The sequence below is a fragment of the Herbiconiux sp. A18JL235 genome (genome assembly GCF_040939305.1).
Classification (GTDB): Bacteria; Actinomycetota; Actinomycetes; order Actinomycetales; family Microbacteriaceae; genus Herbiconiux.
Window position 1 is genome coordinate 751,660 of sequence record NZ_CP162511.1, and the last position, 25,492, is coordinate 777,151.

The 25,492-nt window shown below is 66.7% G+C and carries 25 protein-coding genes; 21 read left to right on the plus strand and 4 right to left on the minus strand.

The window, feature by feature from the left end; translation table 11 throughout:
* Nucleotides 1-61: 61 nt before the first annotated feature.
* Nucleotides 62-1,096, plus strand: coding sequence for a LysR family transcriptional regulator (locus tag ABFY20_RS03450; RefSeq protein WP_368498552.1), 1,035 nt, complete (start codon nucleotides 62-64; stop codon nucleotides 1,094-1,096).
* Here ABFY20_RS03450 and ABFY20_RS03455 read toward each other — a convergent pair.
* The gene (locus ABFY20_RS03455; protein ID WP_368498553.1) at nucleotides 992-1,501 is read right to left on the minus strand and encodes a nuclear transport factor 2 family protein; all 510 of its coding nucleotides are present in this window, start codon (nucleotides 1,499-1,501) and stop codon (nucleotides 992-994) included. The two genes, ABFY20_RS03450 and ABFY20_RS03455, sit on opposite strands and share 105 nt — an antisense overlap.
* A gap of 181 nt (nucleotides 1,502-1,682) precedes the next feature.
* On the opposite strand from ABFY20_RS03455, the gene ABFY20_RS03460 reads away from it, so the two are divergent.
* Nucleotides 1,683-3,203: a sugar ABC transporter ATP-binding protein gene (locus tag ABFY20_RS03460; RefSeq protein ID WP_368498554.1), complete on the plus strand. Its 1,521-nt coding sequence runs from the start codon at nucleotides 1,683-1,685 to the stop codon at nucleotides 3,201-3,203.
* Entirely contained in the window at nucleotides 3,200-4,282 is a 1,083-nt protein-coding gene (locus tag ABFY20_RS03465; RefSeq protein WP_368498555.1) for an ABC transporter permease, read from the plus strand. Before ABFY20_RS03460 ends, ABFY20_RS03465 begins: the two co-directional genes overlap by 4 nt.
* A gap of 24 nt (nucleotides 4,283-4,306) precedes the next feature.
* On the opposite strand, the gene ABFY20_RS03470 is transcribed toward ABFY20_RS03465, so the two are convergent.
* Together ABFY20_RS03470 and folD are read right to left on the minus strand one after the other, a co-directional pair.
* Nucleotides 4,307-5,101 (minus strand): SDR family oxidoreductase, encoded by a 795-nt coding sequence (locus ABFY20_RS03470; RefSeq protein WP_368498556.1) that lies wholly within the window; start codon nucleotides 5,099-5,101, stop codon nucleotides 4,307-4,309.
* Entirely contained in the window at nucleotides 5,098-6,015 is a 918-nt protein-coding gene (folD, locus tag ABFY20_RS03475; protein WP_368498557.1) for a bifunctional methylenetetrahydrofolate dehydrogenase/methenyltetrahydrofolate cyclohydrolase FolD, read from the minus strand. The genes ABFY20_RS03470 and folD overlap by 4 nt, the downstream gene beginning before the upstream one ends.
* A 112-nt stretch (nucleotides 6,016-6,127) precedes the next feature.
* Here folD and ABFY20_RS03480 point away from each other — a divergent pair, with 112 nt between their 5' ends.
* The 6 genes from ABFY20_RS03480 to ABFY20_RS03505 all read left to right on the plus strand — a co-directional run bounded on the left by ABFY20_RS03480 (nucleotide 6,128) and on the right by ABFY20_RS03505 (nucleotide 11,904).
* Nucleotides 6,128-7,000: a methylenetetrahydrofolate reductase gene (locus tag ABFY20_RS03480; protein WP_368498558.1), complete on the plus strand. Its 873-nt coding sequence runs from the start codon at nucleotides 6,128-6,130 to the stop codon at nucleotides 6,998-7,000.
* Nucleotides 6,997-7,911: a formyltetrahydrofolate deformylase gene (purU, locus tag ABFY20_RS03485; protein WP_368498559.1), complete on the plus strand. Its 915-nt coding sequence runs from the start codon at nucleotides 6,997-6,999 to the stop codon at nucleotides 7,909-7,911. Before ABFY20_RS03480 ends, purU begins: the two co-directional genes overlap by 4 nt.
* Before the next feature lie 61 nt (nucleotides 7,912-7,972).
* On the plus strand, nucleotides 7,973-9,283 hold the full coding sequence (locus ABFY20_RS03490; protein WP_368499861.1) for a folylpolyglutamate synthase/dihydrofolate synthase family protein: 1,311 nt from the start codon (nucleotides 7,973-7,975) through the stop codon (nucleotides 9,281-9,283).
* 11 nt (nucleotides 9,284-9,294) lie between these two features.
* Nucleotides 9,295-10,086 carry a dihydropteroate synthase gene (gene folP, locus ABFY20_RS03495; protein ID WP_368498560.1) on the plus strand — a complete coding sequence of 264 codons (792 nt, stop codon included), beginning with the start codon at nucleotides 9,295-9,297 and terminating at the stop codon, nucleotides 10,084-10,086.
* A complete protein-coding gene (locus ABFY20_RS03500; protein ID WP_368498561.1) occupies nucleotides 10,083-11,483 on the plus strand; it encodes an anthranilate synthase component I family protein in 1,401 nt (466 codons plus the stop codon). Before folP ends, ABFY20_RS03500 begins: the two co-directional genes overlap by 4 nt.
* A 4-nt stretch (nucleotides 11,484-11,487) precedes the next feature.
* Nucleotides 11,488-11,904 (plus strand): transposase, encoded by a 417-nt coding sequence (locus tag ABFY20_RS03505; RefSeq protein ID WP_368498562.1) that lies wholly within the window; start codon nucleotides 11,488-11,490, stop codon nucleotides 11,902-11,904.
* Between the two features lie 23 nt (nucleotides 11,905-11,927).
* Here ABFY20_RS03505 and ABFY20_RS03510 read toward each other — a convergent pair whose 3' ends face one another.
* A complete protein-coding gene (locus ABFY20_RS03510) occupies nucleotides 11,928-12,575 on the minus strand; it encodes a TetR/AcrR family transcriptional regulator (RefSeq protein ID WP_368498563.1) in 648 nt (215 codons plus the stop codon).
* A gap of 94 nt (nucleotides 12,576-12,669) precedes the next feature.
* On the opposite strand from ABFY20_RS03510, the gene ABFY20_RS03515 reads away from it, so the two are divergent.
* The 12 genes from ABFY20_RS03515 (at nucleotide 12,670) to ABFY20_RS03570 (ending at nucleotide 25,468) form a co-directional block, all read left to right on the plus strand.
* Entirely contained in the window at nucleotides 12,670-14,001 is a 1,332-nt protein-coding gene (locus tag ABFY20_RS03515) for an MFS transporter (protein ID WP_368498564.1), read from the plus strand.
* Between the two features lie 42 nt (nucleotides 14,002-14,043).
* Entirely contained in the window at nucleotides 14,044-15,234 is a 1,191-nt protein-coding gene (locus ABFY20_RS03520) for a glycoside hydrolase family 1 protein (protein ID WP_368498565.1), read from the plus strand.
* Entirely contained in the window at nucleotides 15,231-17,471 is a 2,241-nt protein-coding gene (locus ABFY20_RS03525) for a glycoside hydrolase family 3 C-terminal domain-containing protein (protein WP_368498566.1), read from the plus strand. Before ABFY20_RS03520 ends, ABFY20_RS03525 begins: the two co-directional genes overlap by 4 nt.
* A 102-nt stretch (nucleotides 17,472-17,573) precedes the next feature.
* Nucleotides 17,574-19,004, plus strand: a complete 1,431-nt coding sequence (locus ABFY20_RS03530; RefSeq protein WP_368498567.1) for a ferric reductase-like transmembrane domain-containing protein — start codon at nucleotides 17,574-17,576, stop codon at nucleotides 19,002-19,004.
* Between the two features lies 1 nt (nucleotide 19,005).
* On the plus strand, nucleotides 19,006-19,194 hold the full coding sequence (locus ABFY20_RS03535; RefSeq protein WP_368498568.1) for a hypothetical protein: 189 nt from the start codon (nucleotides 19,006-19,008) through the stop codon (nucleotides 19,192-19,194).
* Between the two features lie 169 nt (nucleotides 19,195-19,363).
* Nucleotides 19,364-20,527 (plus strand): M20/M25/M40 family metallo-hydrolase, encoded by a 1,164-nt coding sequence (locus ABFY20_RS03540; protein ID WP_368498569.1) that lies wholly within the window; start codon nucleotides 19,364-19,366, stop codon nucleotides 20,525-20,527.
* 65 nt (nucleotides 20,528-20,592) lie between these two features.
* The gene (locus ABFY20_RS03545; protein ID WP_368498570.1) at nucleotides 20,593-21,741 is read left to right on the plus strand and encodes an FAD-dependent oxidoreductase; all 1,149 of its coding nucleotides are present in this window, start codon (nucleotides 20,593-20,595) and stop codon (nucleotides 21,739-21,741) included.
* Nucleotides 21,738-22,322: an amino acid synthesis family protein gene (locus tag ABFY20_RS03550; protein ID WP_368498571.1), complete on the plus strand. Its 585-nt coding sequence runs from the start codon at nucleotides 21,738-21,740 to the stop codon at nucleotides 22,320-22,322. The genes ABFY20_RS03545 and ABFY20_RS03550 overlap by 4 nt, the downstream gene beginning before the upstream one ends.
* Nucleotides 22,323-22,342: 20 nt before the next feature.
* Nucleotides 22,343-23,122, plus strand: a complete 780-nt coding sequence (locus tag ABFY20_RS03555; protein WP_368498572.1) for a class II aldolase/adducin family protein — start codon at nucleotides 22,343-22,345, stop codon at nucleotides 23,120-23,122.
* Between the two features lie 50 nt (nucleotides 23,123-23,172).
* Entirely contained in the window at nucleotides 23,173-24,108 is a 936-nt protein-coding gene (locus ABFY20_RS03560) for a 3-hydroxyacyl-CoA dehydrogenase NAD-binding domain-containing protein (RefSeq protein ID WP_368498573.1), read from the plus strand.
* A complete protein-coding gene (locus ABFY20_RS03565) occupies nucleotides 24,108-24,971 on the plus strand; it encodes an alpha/beta fold hydrolase (RefSeq protein WP_368498574.1) in 864 nt (287 codons plus the stop codon). The genes ABFY20_RS03560 and ABFY20_RS03565 overlap by 1 nt, the downstream gene beginning before the upstream one ends.
* A 41-nt stretch (nucleotides 24,972-25,012) precedes the next feature.
* On the plus strand, nucleotides 25,013-25,468 hold the full coding sequence (locus ABFY20_RS03570) for a YbhB/YbcL family Raf kinase inhibitor-like protein (RefSeq protein WP_368498575.1): 456 nt from the start codon (nucleotides 25,013-25,015) through the stop codon (nucleotides 25,466-25,468).
* Nucleotides 25,469-25,492: the final 24 nt, after the last annotated feature.

The following is a 25,492-nucleotide window of genomic DNA, read 5'->3' on the forward strand; positions in this document are numbered from 1 at the left end:
GCAGGCGGCGCACCCGGGTGGTCGGATCATTCGATCACGGCACTCGGAGGAGCGCGCCATCTTGACAGAAACCGTGGGACTTCACCGTCTCCCTGGCATCACATTCAGACAGCTCGGCTATTTCGCGGCTATCGCGCATGCAGGCACCATCACTCAAGCTGCTCGGACGATGCGCGTGTCGGAATCGTCGCTTTCGCACGCTCTCTCGGAGCTCGAGCGACAGCTCGATGCCGTGCTCTGCGTGCGACGCCGATCCGTCGGCATCACCCTCACCCCAGAGGGACGTACGGTGCTCGAGTACGCCACCGAACTCCTCGGCCGCGCCTCAGCGCTCGAGGCGGAGATGGGTCGAGCGTCCATTGAGCTACCGACGACGCTCACTGTTGCCTGCGTGCAGGAGCTCGCTGCGATCGTCCTGCCGCGTATTCTCGCGCGCGTTGCAAGGATGCATCCTGAAATCGACGTGGTGACGGAGATCGCGACCGAGTCGTCGATATGGTCGCGACTGCGTTCCCATCGCGTCGACTTCGCGGTCGGCCTCGACATCGACTTCCCGCGGGCGGCCTCGTCGATCGTCATGGTCCCCTTGCTCGCGCGAGTCGTACTCCCTCGGGGTCACGCTCTTGCGGCCCACCGCGAGTTGGGTATCGACGATCTCCGAGGCCTGCCATTCGTCCACACTGACTCGGAGCCCGTTCTCGAGGTCGTGCGCGCTCACCTCGGCGACGGAGTACCACTTCCACGTGTGGCCGCGCGGGCGTCGACGATGGAGATGGCACGCTCCTTGGTCGCGAGTGGTGTGGGTTTTGCCCTCGAGATCGGCCACCGCCAGCTCGACGCCCCCGAGGGGACCCGCGGGGTGGAGGTGCGACTCCTTCGGACCGTCAACTCGGAGTCCAGTCGGAGTGCGGTGCTGGCCTGGTCTCCGACTCGAACTCCCGGCCGATGTGACGAGGTGTTCCTGCATGCCGCTCGCGAGGCTTGGAGACCTTTAGACGTCGCGTCGCAGCGGGTGCGTCAGGTCGCCGTTCCAGCGCGCCACACCTCGCTCGGCGAAGCGCCACACACCCGAACGCCGCTCGACGATATCGCGTGAGTACCCGGTGGAGAAGAACTCCGTGTGCCCTTGGTCATCACGGTGGCTCGTGAAGTAGTAGGACGAAATGCTCCAACGGTCAGGGGTGCCGGACTCACTCACGGGCCCTATGGGCTGGTAGAGCCGGTTCGAGTCGCGGTGCTGGTGGCCACGGTAGCCACCGAAGTGCGACTCCGTGAACTCACGCACCTTGTCGAGTCCGGACCACGTCTCGATGCTGCCGTCGAGTTGGGTCTCGACCAGGGACGCATCGCTCCAGAACGTCGTCAGGTAGATCTCGATGTCCTGCGTATCGAGCGCCCAGAAGTACTTTGCATACAAATCCTCGATCGCGAAGCGGTCGCTCGCATGCGGGCCACCTGAAGGGAAGGGATCGTGCGCGTCGCTGGGAACGATGTCTGACATAGCTACTCCGATTCTTGGGATGGTGATTCCAGGCTTCAGTGCAGTCGGGTCGGAGGCAACATCAAATGTTCGCGAGGTGATCATCGAAAAAAGAGAGGAATCGGGCCGTATCACCGAACTGAATAATTGCCGTACCGTATGACAATACGAACGACAGAGGTGTCGTCGAGAGGAAGCGCTGATGATCACGACCGAGGCGAGCCGCGACACCTCGCCGCTGCTGCACATCGAAGGCATGATCAAGGACTTCCCGGGCAACCGGGCCCTCGATGACGTGTCGCTCGATGTCCGCAGCGGCGAGGTGGTCGCCGTCGTGGGGCACAACGGGTCGGGCAAGTCGACCCTCGTGAAGATCCTCGCCGGGATGTACACCTCCGACGGCGGCACCGTGGAGCTCTCCTCCCACGATGGTGTCGACACCTCGTTGCACATCATCCACCAAGATCTGGGGCTCGCGAACGAGCTCACGGGCATCGAGAATCTGGGAATCACGCATTACAAGGGCGCGTCGTCGTTCGCGCCCTTCGACCGCAAGAAGGAGCGGGCCAAGGCCCGCGCGCTGATCAGCCGGTTCGGCGAGCCCTTCGACGTCGACGTGCCGATCAGCAAGCTGGCTCCGGCGCAGCGCTCGATCATCGGCATCGCCCGCGCGCTCGACGGGTGGCAGCATCCGCGCAACGTGCTCATCCTCGACGAGCCGACCGAGGCGTTCCACGCTTCGGAGGTGAAGGTGCTGTTCGACGCGGTGAAGAAGCTCGCGGCCGACGGTGCGGGTGTGATCTTCATCTCGCATCGGCTCGACGAGGTGCTCGATCTCGCCGACCGTGTGGTCGTGCTGCGCGACGGCCGCAAGGTCGCCGACGTGGAGCGGGTCGGGCTCGACCACGACCGGCTCGTCTCCTACGTCACCGGTATCCCGGTGGGTGAGGCCGAGCATGGCGAGAACGCGCGGGTGCACGGCGACGTCGTGCTCGAGATCCGCGGCCTCGCCGGTGAGATCCTCGACGGCATCGACCTGCGGGTGAGTGCGGGCGAGGTCGTCGGTGTCGCCGGTGTGCTCGGCTCCGGTCGTGAGGCGCTGCCGGCGATGATCTTCGGATCGGTGCCCGCTGACGTCGACTCGTTCACCTTGGCGGGGAAGTCGTATCTGAAGCGTTCACCGGGGGAGAGCATCCGTCGTGGTGTCGCGTTCGTGCCGGGTGACCGGGCCAAGCTGGGTTCGGTGCGGCCGATGACGGCGCGCGAGAACGTGACGCTTCCCGAACTGAAGTCGCTGACCACGGGGCTCGGTGCCATCAGCACCGCCCGGGAGAAGGCGCACGCGGCGTCGCTCGTGGAGGCGTATGACGTGAAGCCGCCGCGGGCGGAGCAGGTGTTCCAGCAGTTCTCGGGCGGTAATCAGCAGAAGATCGTGTTCGCGAAGTGGCTGCGGAACAAGCCGCGGTTGCTGCTGCTCGAAGAGCCCACTCAGGGTGTCGACATCGGCGCGAAGCAGGCGATCTACGACGCGATCGACGGCGCGGCCGAGGGTGGGGCGGGCGTGCTCGTGTGCTCCTCCGAGGCGAAGGAGCTGGTGCGGCTGTGTGATCGCGTGCTGGTGCTGCGCGACGGGAGGATCGCCGCTGAACTGGCGGGCGACGAGCTGACGGAGACGCGGCTGGTCATCGAAGGCTATGGATTGAAGAGCGAGGACGAGCAGTGAAGAAGACCGAAGCAATCAACCTCGCGGAGGAACCCGACGTGCGGTCGGGCCCGAAGCGCGGTGGCCTGGCGGCGGCGCTGTCGTTCCGCAACATCAGCGCGATCTACATCTTCATCGTGCTGTTCGCGGTGTTCGCCATCATCACCCCGCGCACCTTCCTCACCCCCGGCACCTGGCTGGTGCTGCTGGATGCGCAGTCGATCACCGTGCTCGCGGCGATCGCGGTGCTCATCCCACTGGTCAACGGTGTGTTCAACCTCGCGATCGGTGCGGAGGTCGGGTTCGCGGTCATCCTCGTGGCGGTGCTGCAGACGAAGCTGCAGCTGCCGTGGGGCATCGCGATCCCGCTGACCATCCTGGTGGGTGCCCTCATCGGCATCGTGTCGGGCCTCATCATCACGAAAGGGCGCATCGACTCGTTCATCGCCACCCTCGGCATGAGCTCGATCCTGCTCGCGGGGCTGGCGTTCCTGTCGGAGAACCGGCAGATCATCGGTCTCGAAGACGGGTTCCGCCTCTTCGCCACCGGCGGCCTGCCGCTCGTTCCCGACAACCCCGCGTTCAAGCTCACGAACCCGGTGTTCATCATGCTGCTGGTCGCGCTCGTGGTCTGGTACGTGCTCGAGCGCACCCCCGTCGGTCGGCGCATGTACGCGGCCGGGTACAACCCCGACGGCGCCCGCCTCTCGGGCGTGAACGTCGCCCGGCTGCAGATCGCGTCGCTGGTCGCCGGCGGCATCATCGCCGCCCTCGCCGGTGTGCTGCTGGCCTCCCGCATCAACGCGGGAGACCCGACCGTGGGCCCGGGCCTGCTGCTGCCCGCCCTCACCGCCGTGTTCCTCGGATCGACCCAGTTCAAAGGCGGCCGCTTCAACGTGTGGGGCACCGTCATCTCGGTGTACGTGCTCGCCGTGGGCATCAAGGGCCTCCAGCTCCTCGGCGCCCAGAACTGGGTCAGCGACCTGTTCAACGGCGTCGCCCTCCTCGCCGCCGTGGGCCTGTCGCGCTGGGAGCGCACCGCGAAGCGCGGTGCCGCCATCCGCCGCGCCACCCCCACCTTCGGCCGCAAGAAGGCGTAGCGCCCGGCGTAGTGCGACGGCGACTCAGTCGAAGCTCTTCTCGATTCGTCGATGCCGCGAAACCACCTGCTCGCGCCACTCCGGGTGAGTCGTGGTCAACGCGACGCCCGACGCGAGAGCCTGAAGAGCATTCGCCGCGGCGTCATCCGCGCTGATCCACCGGCGATCAGAGATATCCGGCGAAGTGGTCTCCTGACGCGATGTCACGGGCCGGCCACGCCGATTGCGGTCGCTCGAACCCAAACGGGTTGCGACCGGTCCGGGGAGAAAGAGTGTCACGGCGATGCCGTCCACGGCCAGTTCCTCGGTCAGCACCTCCGCATAGGCGCCGACCGCTGCCTTCGTTGCGGCATATGCGCCCATTCCTGCTTCCGGAACGACGCCTGCGACCGAGCCGGTGATGAGAAGCCGGCCCGTCGTTCGGCGAAGGTGCGGAACGAAAAAATCGACGATGTTGATGGTGCCGAACAGGTTGACGCTGATCAGCCAGTCCCAATCGCTCCGTTCTGTGTCAGAGAGGCTTCCGAGCATCGCGACACCGGCAGTCGTGATCACAAGGTCGACGCCACCGAGTTCCGCTGCCGCGAGGCCGGCGAAATGTGCAGTGCTAGACCGATTGCTCACATCGACAACAGCGGCTCCCACCCCGATTTCGGCGGCGGCAGCGTCGAGAGCGCCGGTCTCGATGTCCCCGATCATGACCCGAGCGTCGCGCCCGACCAAGGCTCGCGCGAGAGCCAGCCCCATCCCCGAAGCGCCGCCCACGACGACCGCCCGCATCCCGCTCAGGGTCTCCAGTGACGCCACCTCGTGACTCATCGGACGCCGCCTTCCGCGGCGAGCATCGTGTTACGGAGCAGCATGGCTATCGTCATGGGACCCACGCCGCCAGGGACCGGGGTGATACGCCCAGCTCTCGTGGCTACCGTCGCGAAATCGACATCACCGATCAGCCCCTTCGGCGTTCGATGGATTCCGACGTCGATGACGGCGGCACCTTCCTTGACGGCATCACCGGTCAGCAGACCAGGGACACCGGCCGCCGCTACGACGACATCCGCAGCGCGAGTGAGCTCGCGCAGATCGCGGGTGCGAGAGTGTGTCATGACGACGGTGGCGTCGCGTTGTAGAAGCATCTGCGCCACCGGCTTCCCCACCAGATTCGAACGGCCGATGACAGCGCAGAGCGCGCCGGACAGCGGCGTTGCGCACGAATCGAGCAGCTCCATCACGCCGAGGGGGGTACAGGGCCGAAGGCCGGGCTCAGCAAGCAACAGGCGACCGGCATTGACCTCAGTGAGGCCATCGACGTCCTTGTGTGGCGGAATCTCGCTGATCAACGCCGCGGCATTGAGGTGTCGGGGAAGGGGAAGCTGGAGCAGGATGCCCGAGACCGCATCATTTCTTGCGAAGTTACGGATGGTCTCGGCGACATCGTGCTGGGATGACGACGCAGGAAGATGCCGATGGAACTCGGCCATTCCGACGGCAAGCGACATGCGTCGCTTGGTCGCGACGTAGACCTCCGACGCGGGGTCATCGCCGACCAGCACCGTTGCAAGCCCCGGTACTCGATCCGCGCTCTGCCGGAGGGCTGCGACTCGTCGAGCCACCTCTTCCCGAACCCGCCTCGCCACCGCAGCGCCGTCGAGTATCTCTGCCATCATCTTCTCCACGCCCGTCTCACCTTCATCCACCTGGCCCTTCTCAAAAATGAAAGACTGTGTCAACATGCTATAGACTCTTACAAAATATTCCACCGCTATCCCTATCCGACCGAGAAGCTCACGGCGTTGTGGGCTGGACGGATAGTGAAGCGGAACTCGAGCAAGGATGACGAGCCCCATGACCGACGCACGAACGTTTCCCACGGATTCACCCCCGGCACGTCTGCTCGAGGACTTTTCCGTGGAGATCACCGGGAAGGACGCTGATACCTTCATCGCCTCGGCGGGCTCACTCCCGCCACGAACTCGGGTGAATGTCACGTTCCTCGCCAGCGAGACCCTTGACGTGCGTCGAGCGGCAGCGCGGACCGTCGCCTCGCACGGGCACCTCCCGATGCCTCATGTGGCCGCCCGCCGGCTCGCAAGCGTGGATGAGCTCCAGAATTCGCTCTCAGCCTTCGCTGACGACGGCACGAGTGACAGTCTTTTCGTCATCGCGGGCGACCCCGCCACACCTGTCGGCCCGTTCGACGGGGCCGCCGACGTCATCGAGGCGGCAGACCTCCGCGCGCACGCGGTGACACGAGTCGGCATCAGTGGATATCCGGAGGGGCACCCCGACATCCCTGATTCCGAGTTGGACGCCGCCCTTGATCGCAAGGTTCAGAGCATCCGCGACCAAGGCATCCGAGGCGAGTTCATTACTCAATTCGGCTTCGACACCGAGCCGGTCCTCCGCTGGATCGAGTATGTACGAGCGAAAGGCATCGACTGGCCCATCCGGGTCGGCGTCCCGGGCCCGGCCGGCATCAAGCGACTCATCAGCTATGCGTCGCGCTTCGGGGTCGCTTCGAGCGCCGGGATCGCGAAGAAGTACGGCTTCTCGATCACGAATCTGCTCGGCACGGCCGGCCCCGATCGCTTCATCGAGGAGCTCGCCGCTCGTTACGACGAATCGTCACACGGCGACCTCAAACTGCACTTCTACACCTTCGGTGGCCTCAAGGCCACAGCGGAATGGATTCAGAGATTTCAGGAGCCAACCCGATGAGCGCCGAGCTGCAGACGGCACCGCGCCCGGCCTTCCAGAACGTCGATCGTCGGCGACCCTCGCGTGCTTGTCTCATCGTGCACGGCACAGATAAGCCGGGCATCGTTGCGGAGATCACCGGAGTGATCCGATCGCACGGAGGCAATATCGTCTCGCTCGACCAGTACTCCGATGACCCCGACGGCGGGGACTTCTTTCAGCGGACGGTCTTCGAGATCGTCGACCTGGCTGCCATCCGCGAGGCTCTCGAATCCGACTTGCAGAAGTTGATCTCTCAGCAGCTCGGACTGGTGTGGCGGATCTCGGATCTCGATGCGCCCAAGCGGGTCGCCATTTTCGTCTCGAAGTCCGACCACTGCCTGCTCGACCTCTTGTGGCGTCAACGACGGGGTGAGCTGCCGATCCACGTGGCAATGGTCATCTCGAACCACTCCGACACCGCCGACGACGTCCGCAGCTTCGGGATCCCGTTCTTCCACGTTCCCTCAGCAGGTCCCGACAAGTCAGCGGCTGAAGAGGAACATCTGCGGCTGCTCCGCGGCAACGTCGACTTCGTGGTTCTAGCGCGTTACATGCAGATCCTCTCCGGCTCGTTCATCGACGCGGTCGGCGTGCCGATCATCAATATCCACCACTCGTTCCTTCCGGCTTTCATCGGAGCTGGACCGTACGCCCGAGCCAAGGAACGCGGCGTGAAACTCGTCGGCGCCACAGCGCACTACGTCACGACAGATCTCGACGAGGGCCCCATCATCGAACAGGACGTCGTGCGTGTGTCTCACTCGGACACGGCAGCCGACCTGCAACGTCGAGGTGCCGATGTCGAGCGGGCCGTGCTGACCCGGGCCGTCGAGTGGCACGCTCAGGATCGGGTGATCCGTCGGGCGAACCACACGGTCGTCTTCAACTGAGAGACCTGGTTGGTGAGTCGTGGCAGTCCGAGAAGAACTCGACGCGCGAGCTGGCGAGAACATGCCGGCACCCAGGCTTGACCCCGTTCGACGATGCCTGCGCGAACTCGGTGATCCCCAGAAGGCTGCGCCGATGGTGCATGTCACTGGCACGAATGGGAAGACGTCCACGACCCGCCTGATCGAAGCTGTGCTTCGCGGACACGGGGTCCGTACGGGAATGTTCACGAGCCCCCACCTCGTAGATGTGTCTGAGCGCATCTGCGTGGATGCAGTCCCGGTGTCGGATGACATCCTCGAAACAGTTTGGATTTCGGTCGCTGGTGTCGTGAAAGCCAAGGACGCCCGGCTCGCAGACGCCGGAGATCCGCGCTTGACATTTTTCGAGGTTCTCGTCGTTCTGGCGTTCGCAGTTTTCAAGCACCTTCGCGTGCAGGCGCTCGTCGTCGAGGTAGGGCTCGGAGGCGAATGGGATGCGACGAATGCAGCCGACGGTGATGTCGCCGTCTTCACCCCCGTGGACATCGATCACAGTCCACTGCTCGGATCGACTGTCGCCGAGATCGCGCGCACGAAGGCTGGGATCATCAAGACGGGGGCGCTCGTCGTGAGCGCTGCGCAGGTGGTGGAGGCTAGTCGTGAGATCGAACGAGCGGCGGCATCGAAGGGCGCTCGGTTCGCGGTCGAAGGGACGGATTTCGAGGTACTCGCCCGTGAGCTCGGAACTGCCGAGCAGATCGTCGCGCTCCGTACGGCAGCCGGTCGGCTCTGCCGCGTCGAGGTGGCTCTGGGGGGTGCATATCAGGCACAGAACATCGGGGTGGCGATCAGCGCAGCCGAGGGACTGTTGGCGTCGGGCGCCGTGATGTCGGAGAGCCGCCAATCGCTGGAGTTCGACGAGAATGCCGTGCGCAGCGGCCTGGCGACGGTGACCAATCCCGGTCGGTTCGAAACCGTGTTGACAGATCCCACAGTCATCATCGACGCTGCCCACAACCCTCACGGAATCGCAGCCACCATCGACGCGGTGAGGCAGATCGCCGGAAGCTGCACCCCGGTGGTGCTCCTGGCAGTTCTGCGCGACAAGGACTGTCGTGCCATGGTGGCGCGCCTCGCACAGGTCGCCGAGACGTTCGTCATCACTCAGACCAGCTCGATTCGATCGATGAGTTGTCGCGAGCTCGGCGGCCTCGTGCGATGGGTTGCCCCGGATGCTCGCATCGTAGTCGTTCCAGACCCCGCGGAAGCCGTCGACCGGGCCAGAGACCTGGCAGGCAGCGACGGCCTTGTGCTCGCCACAGGCACGGTGACGTTGATGAGTTCTGTCCGGGCGACGCGCAACGATGACTCCGCAGGGCGGTGCCAACGATGAGTCTGGTGGTCATGGGCATCCTGAACGTCACGCCCGATTCCTTCAGTGATGGTGGCCGGTTCACCGGGCTCGAGTCGGCGGTCGAGCATGCGGGTCGTTTGACTGCCTCGGGTGCGGACATCGTCGACGTGGGAGGTGAGTCCACTCGCCCTGGAGCCGTGCCGGTTCCAACAGATGTCGAACTCCGTCGAGTCCTGCCTGTGGTGCGTGCCTTGGTCGAGACCGGAGTGAAGGTGAGCATCGACACGCAGAAAGCGGTTGTTGCCCGCGCAGCCCTTGAGGCGGGTGCGGGCATCATCAACGATGTCACGGGCGGAGCCGATCCTGAGATGAAGTCGGCTGTTGCGGCAGCGGGTGTGCCTGTCGTGATCGCACATTCCCGGGGACCCAGCGCGCTGCCGGGTGAGTACAGCGACGTTTCGCGTGACGTGGTACAGGATCTGGCCGCGCGAGCCCGCGCCTTCGAACATGCGGGGGTGGAGCCCAGCTCGATCATTCTCGACCCTGGGCTGGGCTTCTCGAAGACGCCGCAGCAGAACTGGGAGTTGCTCCGACACCTGAACGCCTTGCAGTCCCTCGGATACCCCGTTCTCATAGGTGCTTCGCGCAAACGGTTCCTGCGCACCTTCGTCGACACGCCGGAGCCGGCCTCCCCGGAACTCGATGAGGTCAGCGCAATGCTCACCGCGGTGGTCTTGTCGCGGTTCGAGCTGTGGGGCGTCCGCACGCACGTTCCGCGTCTGGCGAGGGTGGCTCAACGGCTGGTGGATGCGCTCGACTCATTCGAGGGCACTGCTCGATGACCGACGGAGGTCTCGCCGCTGTGGGTGTGGGTGCGCTGCGCCGGGTACGTGGCGCCTGTGTGCGCATCGAGGTCCCCGGTTGGTTCGACCCGCAGGACGTTTTCTCCGTGCTGTTCGGAGCAGAGTCGGCATCGTTCTGGTTCGAGGGCGAGCTCATCGGTGACAGCGTCTGGATGGGGGCTGCCAGTCCCGACTCCTGCGTTGCGGTGGGGAACCCGTCGACCGGCGAGGTGCATGTCACAGCTTCCGGCCGGCGCTCGAGGCTGTCCGGAACGGTGAGCGACTTGCTCTCCGAACTACGACCCGGCGACGGCGTGAAAGAGAATTCGCTGGGCTGGGTCGGCTGGGTCGGGTATGACAGCGCCAGCCTGAACGCGACTCTGCCCGTCCGCGCCGACGCGCGGGAAGATTCCGTGCTGTTCGTCGCAGACCGCGTCGTGAGGTTCGACATCGCTCATCGACGAATGTGGATTCACGCCGTACGCAGTGACGCCGACTGGGTGCAGTACGCGCTGGCTGCCCTGCAGTCATCGGCAATCCCGGTAGCGCCGAGGGCCACGACCGAGCCGGTGTCAACACCCGGGCTCGGCCCCGGAGAGTATGCCGCGGCGTTCGCCCGTGTCCAGAACGCCATCGAGCACGGAGAGGTCTACGTGACATGCCTGACCGATCGCCTGCGAGTCATCGACGCAGGAACTCCGGCCGCCGCCTTCGCCGCCATCCGCCGGTCATCGGCCGGAGTGCTCCGCGCGATCATCCGGGGCGGAGACACGACACTCGTCAGCGCATCGACCGAGACCTTCCTCGCTGTGAACGGTCGAGAAGTCGTCTCCCGACCGGTGAAGGGAACACGTGCTCGTCACCGCGACGAGGTTCTCGATCGCGCGGCAGCGGACCAACTCGCGGTTGACAGCAAGGAGCTCGCGGAGAACGTGATGATCGTCGATCTTCTGCGCAACGACCTCTCGCGGGTCTGTAGCCTCGGCTCGATCGACGTGGTCGAACTGCTCCGAGTGGAAAGTCGTGCTCACGTCCATCAGTTGGTGAGCACGATCCGGGGCAACCTGAAAGAAGACATCTCTTTGGCAGAGCTTCTCGGGGCACTTCTCCCGGCTGGCTCGATGACGGGCGCTCCCAAGAGGGCGGCGGTCGGCCTCATCTCCGAGATCGAAGCGTCGCCTCGGGGAGAATACGCAGGGGCCTTAGGTTGGTTCGGGGCGGGCGGCGCCGCCCGCCTCGCGATGACCATCCGCACCATCGTCTTCAAGGGATCGGCGGCGACGATCGGCACAGGCGGAGGCGTGACCGCTTGTTCGGACAGAGGGGCTGAGCAAGACGAGCTGGTCCTCAAGGCAGTCTCGCTGCTCGATGCGATTCGACCCGTGGCGGTGGTGTGAGCCCATGCAGGCGGTAACATCCCCACCCCGCACCTACACTGCGCGCTTCGAGTTGGTGAGCGATCGGTTCTGGAATTCTGTGCAGCACGAGTTCCCTCGACCCGCGGGGCGACCAGGCCGCCGCTTCTCCGATGCGCGGACCATGGTCGAGGCGATCATCTATCGCCAGCGCTGCGCAATCCCCTGGCGTCAGGTGCCCGAAGTCTTCGGTCACTGGCAGACCATCTGGACATGGAATCAGCGGATTCTCACCGATGGCTCGTGGGAGCGTGCGCGAGCGGAATGGCGACGTCAGTCGCCGGACGAGAAAGATCCGACCCGGCCAACGGTGCAGGTCGAGATGGCACGAGTGCATCGCCTGGCCACGTCGGTGGCGAGACGCCCGCACGGATGGGTGGAACTGGAGTTCATCCTGCCCTGACGGGATGCGCGGCCCCGGTGGAACTACTTCTGTGCGGCGGAGAGCGAGCGAGGGCGGACGAGATCCGGGGCCACCTCTTCGAGGAACGACCTCACGACGGGTTCCACCTCGACGGCATCGTGGTCGTACAACCACTGCAGCTGTAACCCGTCCATGACAGCAATCAGCAGGGCCGCCAAGCTGTGATCCTCGAGCTTCGACCTCAGTTTCCCAGCTGCACGAGCTTGCGCGAACAGACCGCAGAGGGCCTCCCTCAGACTGTTGTAGCGATCGGCGTAGAACTGGTGCGCCGGGTGGGAGTTCTGCGACGCCTCGGCGGCGAGGCTGATATGCAGCTCGATCAGATGAGGGGTCGCGGCGTCATCTCGAAGAACGGCCAGAATCATGTCGAGGGCGTCAGACGGATGCGCTGATCGAGGCACGTGGCGGGACGCGCCCACCTCGTCTCGCAACTCCAGAACAGCGCCGAGCAGGTCTTCCTTCGTGGCGAAGTGGTGATTGAGCCCTTTGGGTGTCATCCCCACCTTCATCGCCACGTCTTTCATGGTCGCAGCCCGATAGCCACTGGCTGAAAAGATCTCGAACGCCGCCTCGATGATCTGGCGGCGCACCTGTGGCGTCTTGCCGTACGGACCGCGTACTCCGGTTGACATCGCATCTCCCTCGATCATGAAAACTATAACGCAATGAAGTTTTGTGCTATGTTCCTGAAAACTACATCGCCGTGAACTTTTAGACTTCAGCCCTGATCAAGGAGGATCAACCATGTCGACCACCCCTCAGCGTCCTGGTGACGCGCCGACGGCACCGGAGACGATCGATGGACTGACGCAGGCCCAGGCCCTCGACAGCGGTCGAGCGCCGAAGGTCAGCGGCCTCTTCATCTCGCTCCTCGTGCTGGCGAACGTCGGCGGCTCCATCGCGTTGATCACACCGCTGGCGATCTCACTCGCTGTACGTCTTCAGCAGCTCGCACCCGGAAACGAAGAGTTCCTGGGCTACATCACGGGCGCGGGGGCGGTGGTAGCGCTGATCATGGCTCCCCTGATCGGCACTCTGAGCGACCACACTCGAAGTCGATTCGGTCGCCGGGCGCCCTATGTCATCGGGGGAGCCGTTCTCGGCCTGATCGCCCTCTTCGTGATGGCGGCGGCTCCATCCGTCGTCGTCCTCGGTCTCGGATGGGTGCTGACCCAGGCGACATGGGCTAGCGCTACCGGGGCACTCACCTTCGTCATGGCCGACCGGGTCCCCGATCTCCAGCGTGGCAAGGTCGCCGGGCTGATGGGTTTCGCCGGGTTGGTCGCCCCAGTCGTGGGATCGATCATCGGTGCTTCGCTCGTCACTGACAATTACCTGCTCTTCCTGGTCCCCGGCGCCGTAGGAGTGGTGTTGATGGTGCTCTTCGGCTTGACCGTAGGCCGCGAAGACAGCCTCACCCTGGCGCCGCCCGCACAGCGGCTGTCGTTCACCGTCGTCATCCGCAACTACCTGTTCGATCCGCGAGAGCACAAGGACTTCGCCTGGAACTGGGCCGGGCGGTTTCTGTTCATGGGCGGTCTGACGATCGGAACGACCTTCGGCACGTTCTTCATCGCTCAGCGTCTCGGCGCCACCGTCGCCGAGATCGCCGGCCTGGTGGCGTTGGTCTCCATCGGGGGCGTGGCAGCGGCCGCGCTGGGCGCGCTGGGCAGCGGCTGGCTCTCTGACAAGATCAAGCGCCGTAAGCTCCTGGTCTTCCTCTCCGGCGTCATCTTTGCGGCGGGCGCTGCGACGATGGCGGTCGCACCCGACTTCAGCGCCATCATCGTCGGCTCCGTGCTCATGCAGCTTGCGACCGGGATTTTCTCCTCCGTCGACACGGCGATCATCCTCGACATCCTTCCCTCCCGCGAGCAGAACGCCGGCCGGTTCGTCGGAATCGCGCAGCTGGCCGTGTCTCTCGCCCAGGCGATCGCCCCGATCGTCGCTTCGCTCGTGCTGACGATCAGTGTGATCGATGGAGAAAAGAACTATCTACCCCTGTTCATCATCGCGGCCGCGTTCACACTCGTGGGCGGCCTCATCGTTCTCACCCGGGTCAAGGGCTCGCGCTGACCCGACCGACCACTCCCGACAGTCACGAAGAAGAAGAGAGCTATGACGGAATTCCTGTGGGGCGCATCGACCTCACCGCACCAGATCGAAGGCAACAACCTCAACAGCGACTGGTGGGAACGCGAGCAGCGCTTTCCCGAGATGTTCGAGAGAAGTGGTGACGCTCTCGACAGCTATCACCGGTACCGCGAAGACATCGGGCTTCTGGCCGATGCAGGCCTGAACGCCTACCGGTTCGGCATCGAGTGGGCGCGGATCGAACCGGAGGAGGGGCAGTTCTCGAAGGCGGAGCTGGCTCACTACCGCCGCATGATCGACGCGACGTTGGAGCGGGGGATGACGCCTGTGGTGACGCTGCACCACTTCACCAACCCGCGATGGTTCGCCGACGATGGCGGCTGGCGCGACCCCCGCGCCATCGACCGCTTCTGCCGCTACGTCGAGGCCGCCGCCACGATCCTCGCCGACGTCGAATGGGTCGTCACGGTCAACGAGCCGAATGTCTACGCCCTGATGTCACTCATGGACAACACGATGAGCGAGGAAGGCCGGGCAGCGATGGCAGACCTCAGCGTGGACGATCTCCTTCGCGCTCAAGCTGCAGCGATCCCCGACACGGAACTCGGCGACATCCTCGCCGACGCCCATCGAGCCGCGAAAGTCATCCTCAAGAGTGCGACCAGCGCACGCGTCGGGTGGACAGTCGCGGGGCAGGCGTTCGAACCGACTCCCGGCAACGAAGACGAGTTCGCGCGAGTGAAGGATGCCTGGGAGGACCGGTACCTGCGGGTATCGAAGGGTGACGACTTCGTCGGTGTCCAGTCGTACACCAGTCAGAAGATCGACTCCCGAGGTGTCATCCCGCACGCGCCGCATCCCGACAACACCCTCACCGGCTGGGCCTACCGCCCAGACGCACTCGGCATCGCGCTGCGCAACGCGTGGAACGTGACCGAGGGAACACCGATCCTGATCACAGAGAATGGAATCGCCACCAACGACGACGCCCGCCGCATCGCCTACACCAGCGAAGCGCTCGAGCACATGTTCGCTGCCCAGGTGGACGGCCTCGACGTACGCGGGTACTTGCACTGGTCAGCGTTGGACAACTTCGAGTGGGGCCACTGGGCTCCCACCTTCGGCCTCATCGCCGTCGACCGCACCACGTTCGAACGCACCCCGAAACCCAGCCTCGCCTGGCTGGGCGACATCGCTCGGAGCGGACGAGCGTGACCGCCGCGCCGCGCCGCGCCGATGGCAACCCGGTCCGTGTCGGTGAACTCTCCCTCGATCAGCGAATCTCCCTGCTGTCGGGTGGATCGTTCTGGGGAACCCGGAGCATCCCCGAGCATGGCGTCCCGAGCGTCACGCTGACGGACGGCCCGCACGGGGTGCGGCATCAGCGGCAGGGTGAAGACAATCTCGGCATCTTCGACAGCGAACCCGCCACCTGCTTTCCCCCCGCTGTGGCAGTCGGCTCCAGCTGGAACCGCGATGTCGCCCGCCGAATGGGCCAAGCGATCGCCGAGGAGGCCAAGGCGCTGGGTGTCGGCGTCGTCCTCGGACCGGGCGTGAACATCAAGCGGACCCCTCTCAACGGGCGCAACTTCGAATACTTCTCCGAGGACCCCTACCTCACGGGGGTTCTCGCCGCAGAGCAGGCGGCAGCCCAGGAATCGGCCGGCGTCGGTGCTTCGGTGAAGCACTTCGCGCTGAACAACCAAGAGACCGAACGGATGCGCATCAGCGCCGACGTCGATGAACGCACCATGCGCGAGATCTATCTACCCGCGTTCGAGCGCGTCGTCACCACGGCGAAACCCGCGACCATCATGTGCTCCTACAATGCCATCAACGGCATTCCCGCAGCAGAGAACACCTGGCTGCTCACCGATCTCCTCAGGCGAGAATGGGGTTACGAGGGTGTCGTCGTGTCGGACTGGGGTGCGGTCCAGGACCGCGTCACCTCGCTTCGAGCTGGGCTCGACCTCGAGATGCCCGGCGGGAGGGACAGCTCACCCGAGTTGGCTGCCGCCGTAGCCGACGGCCGACTCGAGCAGAGCGTCATCGACGCGTCTGCGTCCCGAGTCCTGGAACTCAGCGCCTACCACGGCGCGACAGGTTCACCCGTCGATCACGACCGGCAACACGCCCTGAGCCGCACACTCGCCCTGGAGTGCCCGGTGCTCCTCAAGAACGACGGCTCGACACTGCCGCTTCGCGCAGGTCAACGGATCGCGGTCATAGGAGAACTCGCCGAGAACCCCCGCTACCAGGGTGGAGGCAGCTCGCGAATCGTCCCCACCCACCTCGATATTCCGGTGGAGCGCATCCGCCACGGAGCCACCGACCTCGGCATGACTGTGGAATACGCCGCGGGCTACTCGCTCGAGGCGTCACATGATGCCGCCACGCTTGCGAACGACGCAGTCGAGACGGCACGCCGCGCAGACGTGGCGGTCGTGTTCGCGGGCCTTCGGGAGTCGGACGAGTCCGAGGGTTTCGACCGGACAACGCTCACGCTCCCGGACGATCAGATCGCACTCATCCGCAGCGTCGCCGCAGCGGCGCCCCGCACCGCGGTCGTCCTCTTCAACGGTGGGATCGTCAGCCTCGAGGAGTGGCACGACGACGTCGATGCAATTCTCGAAGCCTGGCTGCTCGGCCAGGGCGGGGGCGCTGCAATCGCCGACCTGCTTCTCGGCGTCGTGTCACCGTCAGGGCGACTTGCCGAAACGATCCCGCTGAGGCTCGAAGACACCCCGTCCTATCTCACCCACCCCGGCGAACAGGGCCATACCCGTTACGGCGAAGGTGTCATGGTCGGCTACCGGTACTACACCGCCGTTGACCACCCCGTACGATATCCCTTCGGCCACGGCCTCAGCTACAGCAGGTTCACAGCGAGCGACATCACCGTCGAGCGTTCAGCCGACGACGACACGGCGCTGACCGTCGAAGTCCTCATCACCAATGCGGGAGGCCGGGCTGCTAGCCACGTCGTGCAGCTCTATGTCTCGACCGCCGCGGGGCCTGTCAGACGACCTCGGCGGGAACTGAAGGGCTTCGTCAAGATCGCGCTGACCGCAGGCGAGACCCGCCGTGTTCGGCTCCCTCTCGAACGACGGTCGTTCGCCTATTGGGACAGCACCCATGACTCGTGGGTCGTCGCGCCGGGGGAGTACCGGATCGAGATCGCGGAGAACGCGGATCGAGTCATCCAGTCCACCACGATCACCCTGGTCGGCGACGCGCTTCCAACCCGATTGACTATCGACTCGACCGTGCAGGAATGGATCGAGCACCCGATCTACGGACAGATGCTCTTTCCCACCCAGGAGGGCGCAGAGCCATCTGACTTGACGATGATCGCATCCATGCCCTTGAGGCAGTTCCTGAACTTCCCCGGGGTGCCGCTTTCCCCCCGAGACATCGACCACATCCTCGCCGCCGATCCTGTTTCGGGGTAGACGCACGACGAGGGCGTTGCCCATCGACTCGAATATCACCCACGCCACAAAGCTCGGTGTACTCTGCCGCAGGGGGCACTGGTCGCCCCGAGGGGTGGGGACATGCGGGCGAGCGCGGTGCGGGGGATGGTCGAGCGCCGGAGTCGCGGTGCCTTCGCGCTGTGGGTCGCCCTCTATACGCTCCTCGCGGTGCTGCCGCTGCCGCTCGCGCTGATCAGTCTCGACCCGGGTCGGGGGTTCTGGATCAACCTCTCGATCGCGTTCGGCTTCGTCGGGCTCGCCATGTTCGGGCTGCAGTTCGTGATGGTGGCGCGCACCTTCGTGGTGGTGCACCCGGTGGGCATGGACCTCGTGCTCGGCTTCCACCGCCAGATGGCGTACCTCGCGACGCTGTTGGTGTTCGCGCATCCGATCATCCTGTTCCTCGTCGACTCGCGGTTCCTCGGCCTCCTCGACGTGTTCACCTCGCCGCTGCGGGCGAAGTTCGCGGTGTCGTCGTGCGTCTTGCTGCTGGTGTTGATCGGTCTGTCGGTGTTCAGGCAGCGGCTGCGCATCCGCTACGAGACGTGGCAGATCACCCACGCGGTGATCGCGGTGGCCGTCGTGATCACCGCCCTCCTGCACGTGCTGCTCGTCGGCTACTACGTGCGCGAGTGGTGGGAGCAGTTGCTCTGGATCGTGCTGAGCGTCGCCTTCATCGGGCTCGGCGTCTGGGTGCGGCTGCTGAAGCCGGCGCTCCGGCAGCGGCGGCCCTGGGTGGTGGAGTCGATCGAGCGCGAGGCCGGGGTGACCACGATCACGATCCACCCGCGCGACCGGGTTCCCGAGTTCGCGCCGGGCGTGCCGCACGAGCATCCGCACGACCACGAGGGCGGTCGCGGCCCCGCCGACATGGCGTCGGGCCTCGCGACGCGCCCGTTCCGCTTCGAACCCGGCCAGTTCGCCTGGCTTCAGGCGCGCCGCTCGGCCTTCGCGCTCACCTACCATCCCTTCTCCATCTCCTCCAGCGCCGAGCATCCCGAACGCATCAGCTTCGCCATCAAGGAGCACGACCACTTCAGCCGCGACATCGCCGACCTGCAGCCGGGAGACCGCATGTTCGTCGACGGCCCGTTCGGCGCCTTCGTGCTGCCGCCCACCGGCCCGCTCGTGCTCATCGGGGCGGGCGTCGGCGTGACTCCGCTGCTCAGCATGCTCGAGACCCTCGCCGACCGCCGTGACACCCGGCGGTGCGAGATCTGGCTGGGCAACCGCGACGAGGCGAGCATCCCGGGCCGAGCCGAGCTCGACATGCTCACGACACGGCTCGACCTCGAGGTGGTGCACGTGCTGTCGCGACCGACGGATGCGTGGGCCGGCGCCCGTGGACACGTCGACGCCGCCTTCGTCACGAGCCGGCTGCCGCAGGTGGCGTCAGGCTCGACCTTCTGCATCTGCGGACCCGACGTGATGATGGACGACATCGAGGCTGCCCTCTCGGCCGCGGGCGTGCACCGCGACGCCATCCGCTCCGAGCGCTTCGGGATGGTGTGACATGTGGCGTTCCCGCGCAGCCCGCCGCGCCACCGTCGCGGTCACCCTCGTGCTGCTGACCCTCTGCGTGCTGTGGGCGCTCGCGGTGCAGGCCCTCGTGCCGAACGCGTGCGAGCTCAGCACCCCACCGGCGAACGCGGGCCCCCTGGTGTGCCCGACGCCCACTCCGGCGCCGACGACGGCCGGCTGAGCCGCCCGGCCCGACCACCCGCTCCGGCGGGCCTTCGTCGACCCCGCGCGGCGGGACGACGGATGCGCGACGGCCGATGCCGGATATTAAGCCCTTGTTACATTTCGCCTCGTCATGAATAATTCAGTGCATCGCATCATATGCTGACACTGCGATCCATATTGTAAGAATGAGCGAATCACTGGGGAGGACCTCGATGGCACCGGAGCAGGTCGACGAACGCTTCAAAGCGGCCCTCGACGAACGTGCGGCAGACGTCGCCTCGATCGTCGATTTCATCACGGCCCACCCGGAGCTCGCCCACGAAGAGGTCGAGAGCTCCGCGCACCTCGTCGCCCGTCTCCGCGATGCGGGTTACACCGTCGCCACGGGCGTCGCCGGCATGCCGACGGCCTTCCGGGCCGAGCTCGAGGGCGGCGCGCCGGGGCAGACGGTCGGCGTCATCGCCGTCTACGACGCCGTCGCCGCCAAGAGCCCCGAGGGCGACGTCGCGCCCGTGCACTCCTGCGGTCACGGCGCGCAGTCGGCCGGCGTCGTCGGCGCCGCGCTCGCGCTCGCCGCGGTGCGCGACGAGCTGAGCGGCACCGTCGTGATCGTCGGCTGCCCGGCCGACGAGATCCACTCCCCGCGCACCAGGGAGCTCGGCAGCGGCAAGGCGCTGAGCGCCGCGCGCGGCCTGTGGAACGACATCGACGTCGCCCTCTACCCCCACCCCGAGTTCATCGACACGGTGTGGCCGTCGTCGCTGTGGATGCGGCGTGAGTCGGTGCGCATCGTCGGCATCCGCACCCTGAAGCGCGACGTCGTCTCCACCCCGCTCGACGCGCTCGCCGTGATCGCGCGCCTCCCCTCCACCTTCGACCCGGCTCGCCTCATGGTCGAGACCGTGCTGCTCGACGGTGACGTCGAGGAGTCGGCGGGCATGGTGATCGACGCGAGCTTCCTGCTCTTCGCCGACACCGAGGAGGAGCTCGAGGCGCTCGCCGCCCGGCTCCGGCAGCAGTTCGGCGAGGGCAGCTGGACGAGTTCGGCAGCCATCGCCGAGGTGCGGCCCGACGCGGCGGTCACCGCCCTCGTCGCCGACGCCTTCGCCGCCGCGGGTCGCGACTTCATCGCCGACCCTCCCGCCCTCGGCTTCGCCACCGACTTCGGCAACGTCACCCAGGTGGTGCGCGCCGCCATCGTCGGCGTCGGCCGCGAGGAGGGGTGGCGGTACCACACGCCCACCGGCGGGGAGGAGTTCGCGGGGCCCGCCGGCACCCGCAACGCCCTCGACATCGCACGGGTGATCGGCCTCGCCGCCCTCAGGATCGGAGCCGCGAGCGACCTGTGAGCCCCGGCTCGCAGATCACCGACGGCGCCACGTACAACCATGCACAGAACAGACAGGACCAGCTCATGACCGACAGCCCACGCCGCGCCGAGATCTCGGGCGGAGGCTTCGCGGGACTCACCGCGGCCACCGCCCTCGCCCAGATGGGGTGGCGCGTGCGGGTTCACGAGCGAGCGGCGGAGCTTCGCGCCGAGGGCGCGGGCATCGTGCTCTGGAACAACAGCCTCCAGGTGCTCGATCGCATCGGGGCCACCCCCGACCTCGACTCGCGCTCGATGACCCCGCCCGCCTACGAGACCCGCATGAACAACGTCATCCAGTCGCAGGAGACGCTCGACGGCATCCGCTGGCGCACCATGACGCGCCCGCATCTGCACCAGAGCCTGCTCACGGCGGCACGCGAGTCGGGCGTCGAGATCGTCGCGAACTCCGAGGTCACGGGCGCCACGGCGGAAGGCGTCGTCAGCTTCGCCGACGGCACGACGGCCGAGGCCGAGCTCGTGGTCGGCGCCGACGGCGTCGGCTCCGCGGTGCGCGACTCGCTCGGCATCCCGCTGAAGCGCGAGCGCTCGCGCGACGGCATCACCCGGTTCCTCGTTCCCCGGCGCAAGGCCGAGCTGACGGCACTCGAGCCCGACACCGAGTGGGACAACGTGATCGACTTCTGGAACCTCGAGCCCCGCGTGCTGCGCGTGCTCTACACCCCGGCGAACGACGAGGAGCTCTACATCGCCCTCATGTCGCCGGCGGCCGACGCCGCGGGCTCACGGGTGCCGATCGACCTCGAGCTGTGGACCTCGGTGTTCCCGCAGCTGGCGCCGGTGCTTCAGGATGCCGCGGGCATCCAGGGCCGGTACTACGGCTACCAGACCACCCGCCTCGACCACTGGACCGAGGGGCGCGTCGCCCTCATCGGCGACGCCGCGCACGCCATGTGCCCGGCTCTCGCCCAGGGCGCCGGCACCGCGATGCAGAACGCCTGGACCCTGGCCGTCAAGGCCACCGAGGCGCTCGCCGCGGGCGACGACCTGCCGACGGCCCTGCGCGACTGGGAGCGCCTCGAGCGACCCGTCACCGACCTCGCCCAGAACCGGTCGCAGTGGTACGCCGACACCCGCGAGATGGCCAAGGGCAACCAGTTCGTGGGCGAGAGCGTCGAGACCGCCCTCTACAACCCGACCGACCCCCACCGACACGAGGTACACGCAGCATGAGCATCGACTCCATCTACAAGGTCCGCGCCTGGCACTCCTTCGTGCAGGAGACCGTGCACGAGCTCGGCCCCGCACCCGAGCAGCCGCTGGTGAAGGCCGCGGTCGCCGTGGTGTTCGAGAACCCGTTCTCCGGCCGCTGGGTCGACGACCTGTCGCCCCTCACCGACGCCAGCGCCTCGCTCGGCACGGAGCTCGGCGAGCGCGCCGCGGCGCTGCTCGGCGGCCGGCCGGTCGAGAGCTACGGCAAGGGCGGCATGGTCGGCGTGAACGGCGAGCAGGAGCACATCGTCGCCTGCGTCACCACCGTCTTCGGCAACGCCCTCCGCGACGCCGTCGGCGGCGGCGAGGCGTGGATCTCCTCCGCCACCAAGGTCGCCCCCACCGGCGCCACCATCGACATCCCGCTGGCGTTCAAGGACGAGGTGTACGTGCGCTCGCACTACGACGCCATCACCCTCGCCCTTCCCGACGCCCCCCGCCCCGACGAGATCGTGATCATCGCCGCCGTCGCCACCGGAGGCCGCGTGAACGCGCGCGTCGGCGGCATGACCGTGGCCGAGGTGCGCCGAGGCGCACAGTAGACCCAGGAGGAGACCAGACCATGAGCTATTCGCACACCCAGTACTACGAAGACCAGTCCATCGCGAGCATCCTCGCCGACGTGGCGCGGGCGCACCGCATCCTCGAGCTCGAGGGCCACGGCGACATGTCGATGGGGCACCTGTCGTTCCGCGACCCGTTCGGCCGGGGCCTGTGGCTGAAGCGCGGCAACCTCGCGCTCAGCGAGGTCGAGGGCGACGACTTCATCCTCATCGACTTCGACGGCAACGTACTCGAGGGCACGGGGCTCCGCCACCTCGAGTGGCCGCTGCACGCCGAGATCATGAAGGCGCGCCCCGACGTGAACTTCGTCGGTCACTCGCACGCGCACTACTCGACAGTGCTCGGCGCCTCGGAGGAGGAGCTCAAGCCCTACAACAACCACGGCGTGTGGTTCGCCTACGAGGGTGTGCCCCGCTTCGCCGAGACCAGCCACATCATCACCACGGTGCCGCTCGGCGTGGCCGCGGCGAAGGCGCTGGGCGACGCGCAGGCCATCCTGCTGGCCAACCACGGAGTGGCGTTCGTCGGCAGCACCGTGGCCGAGGTGACCCTCACGGGCATCTTCCTCGAGAAGGCCGCGCGCTTCCAGGTCGACCTCAAGGCCTCCGGTTTCGCCCCGATCGAACCGGATGCGGAGGAGACCAAGGAGAAGTTCGACCGCATCTACCCCGCGAAGGCCCAGCACAACTTCTGGACCTACTTCAACCGCCGGCTCGACCGTGTCGAGAACGCCTTCGGCGCCGGCATCTCGCCGATCGCGCTGCCCCCGGGCATCTGAGCCACCGACTCCACCGACCCCACCCACGTACCGCGAAAGAGAGCACGAAGATGAGCAGTCTCCCCACCATCGCCACCGTCATCGGTTCGGGCACCATGGGCCCCGGCATCGCCGCGACCCTGGCCCGCGCCGGCGCCACCGTCCGGCTCTACGACATCTCCGACGAGGCCATCGCCCGTGCCGAGGCCGCTTACGGCGTCGTGCAGAACGTACTCGAGGCCGTCGACTCGCCGTCGGCTCCCGGCGGCTCGGTGAGCTTCGGCACCGACCTCGACGCCGCCCTCGAGGGCACCGAGCTCGTCATCGAGGCCGTGCCCGAGAAGCTGGAGCTCAAGCAGCAGGTGCTCGCCGACCTCGAGGCCCGCATCGGCGACGAGGTCATCATCGCCAGCAACACCTCCGGCATCCCGATCAGCACCATGGCCGAGTCGATGACCCTGCCCGGCCGCCTCATCGGCATGCACTGGTCGAACCCGCCGCACCTCATCCCGATGATCGAGATCATCCCGGGCAAGGCCACCGACGAGGCGCTCGTGGGCAAGCTCACCGAGATCGTCAAGGCGTTCAACTACGTGCCCGTGCTCGAGAAGGAGATCCCCGGCTTCGTCGAGAACCGGGTGCTCTACGCCATCCTTCGCGAGTGCATGGCGCTGCTCGAAGAAGGCATCGTCACCCCGGAGGGCCTCGACGCCTGCGTGAAGTGGGGCATCGGCTACAAGCTCTCGGTGATCGGCCCGACCCGCCTTCTCGACATGGCGGGGCTCGACATCTACCAGGCCGTCTCGAGCTACCTCAACAAAGACCTCGACAACAGCACCGACACCCCCGAGTTCATCAAGCAGAAGATCGCGGAGGGCAAGCTCGGCTTCAAGTCGAACGGCGGCATGTACGAGTACGGCGAGGGCGACGTCGACGCCAAGCGCAAGGAGATCATCACCGGTCTCATCGCCGCCCGCAAGACGCTCTCCTCCATCCCGAACGTCTGATGGCGGGCGCCGTCTCCGAGACCGGCCCGGCGACCTCGCCGGTGACGGTCGAGAGCATCGGCGACGGCCTCAGCCGCACCCGGGGCGCCGATGTCGACATCGCGTTCCGGGTGCGGGGCGAGGGCCCCGCGGTGGTGCTGCTGCACGGCACCTCGGCGAACCATGCCGTGTGGGAGCCCGTGGGTGACCTGCTCGAGGGCCGCGCCACCGTGATCGCCCTCGACCAGCGCGGGCACGGCAGGAGCGACAAGCCCGCCACCGGCTACCGCGGTGACGACTTCGCCTCCGACGTCGTGACCGTGCTCGACGCCCTCGGCATCGAGCAGGCCGCCGTGGCGGGGCACTCGCTCGGCGGTCGCAACGCCTGGCTGGCCGCGGCCCGCCACCCCGAGCGCGTCACCCGCGCCGTGGTGGTCGACTACACGCCGTTCGTCGAGCCCGCCGTGCTCGACGAGCTCGACGTGCGCGTGGCCATGGGCTTCCGCCGCTTCACCGGCCCCGCCGAGATCGAGGCCTACCTCGCCGACCGCTACCCGCGCATCCTTCCCGGTGCCGTGTCGCGGCGCGCCCGCTGGGGCTACCGCGAGGTCGCCGAGGGCGCCTGGGAGCCGCTCGCCTCACCCGAGGCCATGACGCAGCTCATCGAGGGCTTCCGCACGCCGTTCGCCGAGGAGTTCCAGGATGTTCCGCATCCGATGATGCACCTTCGCGGCGATGCGAGCAAGATCGTGAGCGAGAGCGCGTGGCGCTCGGCGCGCGAGGTGCGACCCGGCGACCGCTGGGTCGAGATCGAGGGCGCCGACCACTACATCCCCGAAGAGCTGCCCGACCTGGTCGCGGCAGAGATCGCCCGCGTCCTCTGACGCCGAACGACGCGTCTTCGACGCGACACGAAAGGAACACCATGCCCCTGTTCATCGACAAGCTCGCCGTCTCGAGCCCCGACTTCGACAACCTCGGCCGCATCCCCGAGGAGTTCAGCGCCGACGGCGGCAACACGACCCCCGTGGTGGAGTTCACCGGCGCCCCGGAAGGCACCGTCGAGCTCGCCCTCATCGTGAACGACCCGGATGCGCCCCTCGCGCAGGGCTTCACCCACTGGGTGGTCTACGGCATCGCCCCCGACGCCTCGAAGCTCGACCTCGAGGCCGAGGGCGTGCGCGAGGCTCCGAACGGTGCCGGCGTGGCCTCGTACTTCGGCCCGCAGCCGCCCGCCGGTCACGGCGAGCACCACTACTACTTCTTCGTGTACGCGCTCGGCACGAAGGTGGAGGGTGAGCCCACCCGCGAGGAGTTCCTCGCGCGCTACGCCGACGACATCATCGAGCAGGCGCGGTACGTGGGCACGTTCAGCCGCTGACACCGACCCTCGAACCACGAACGC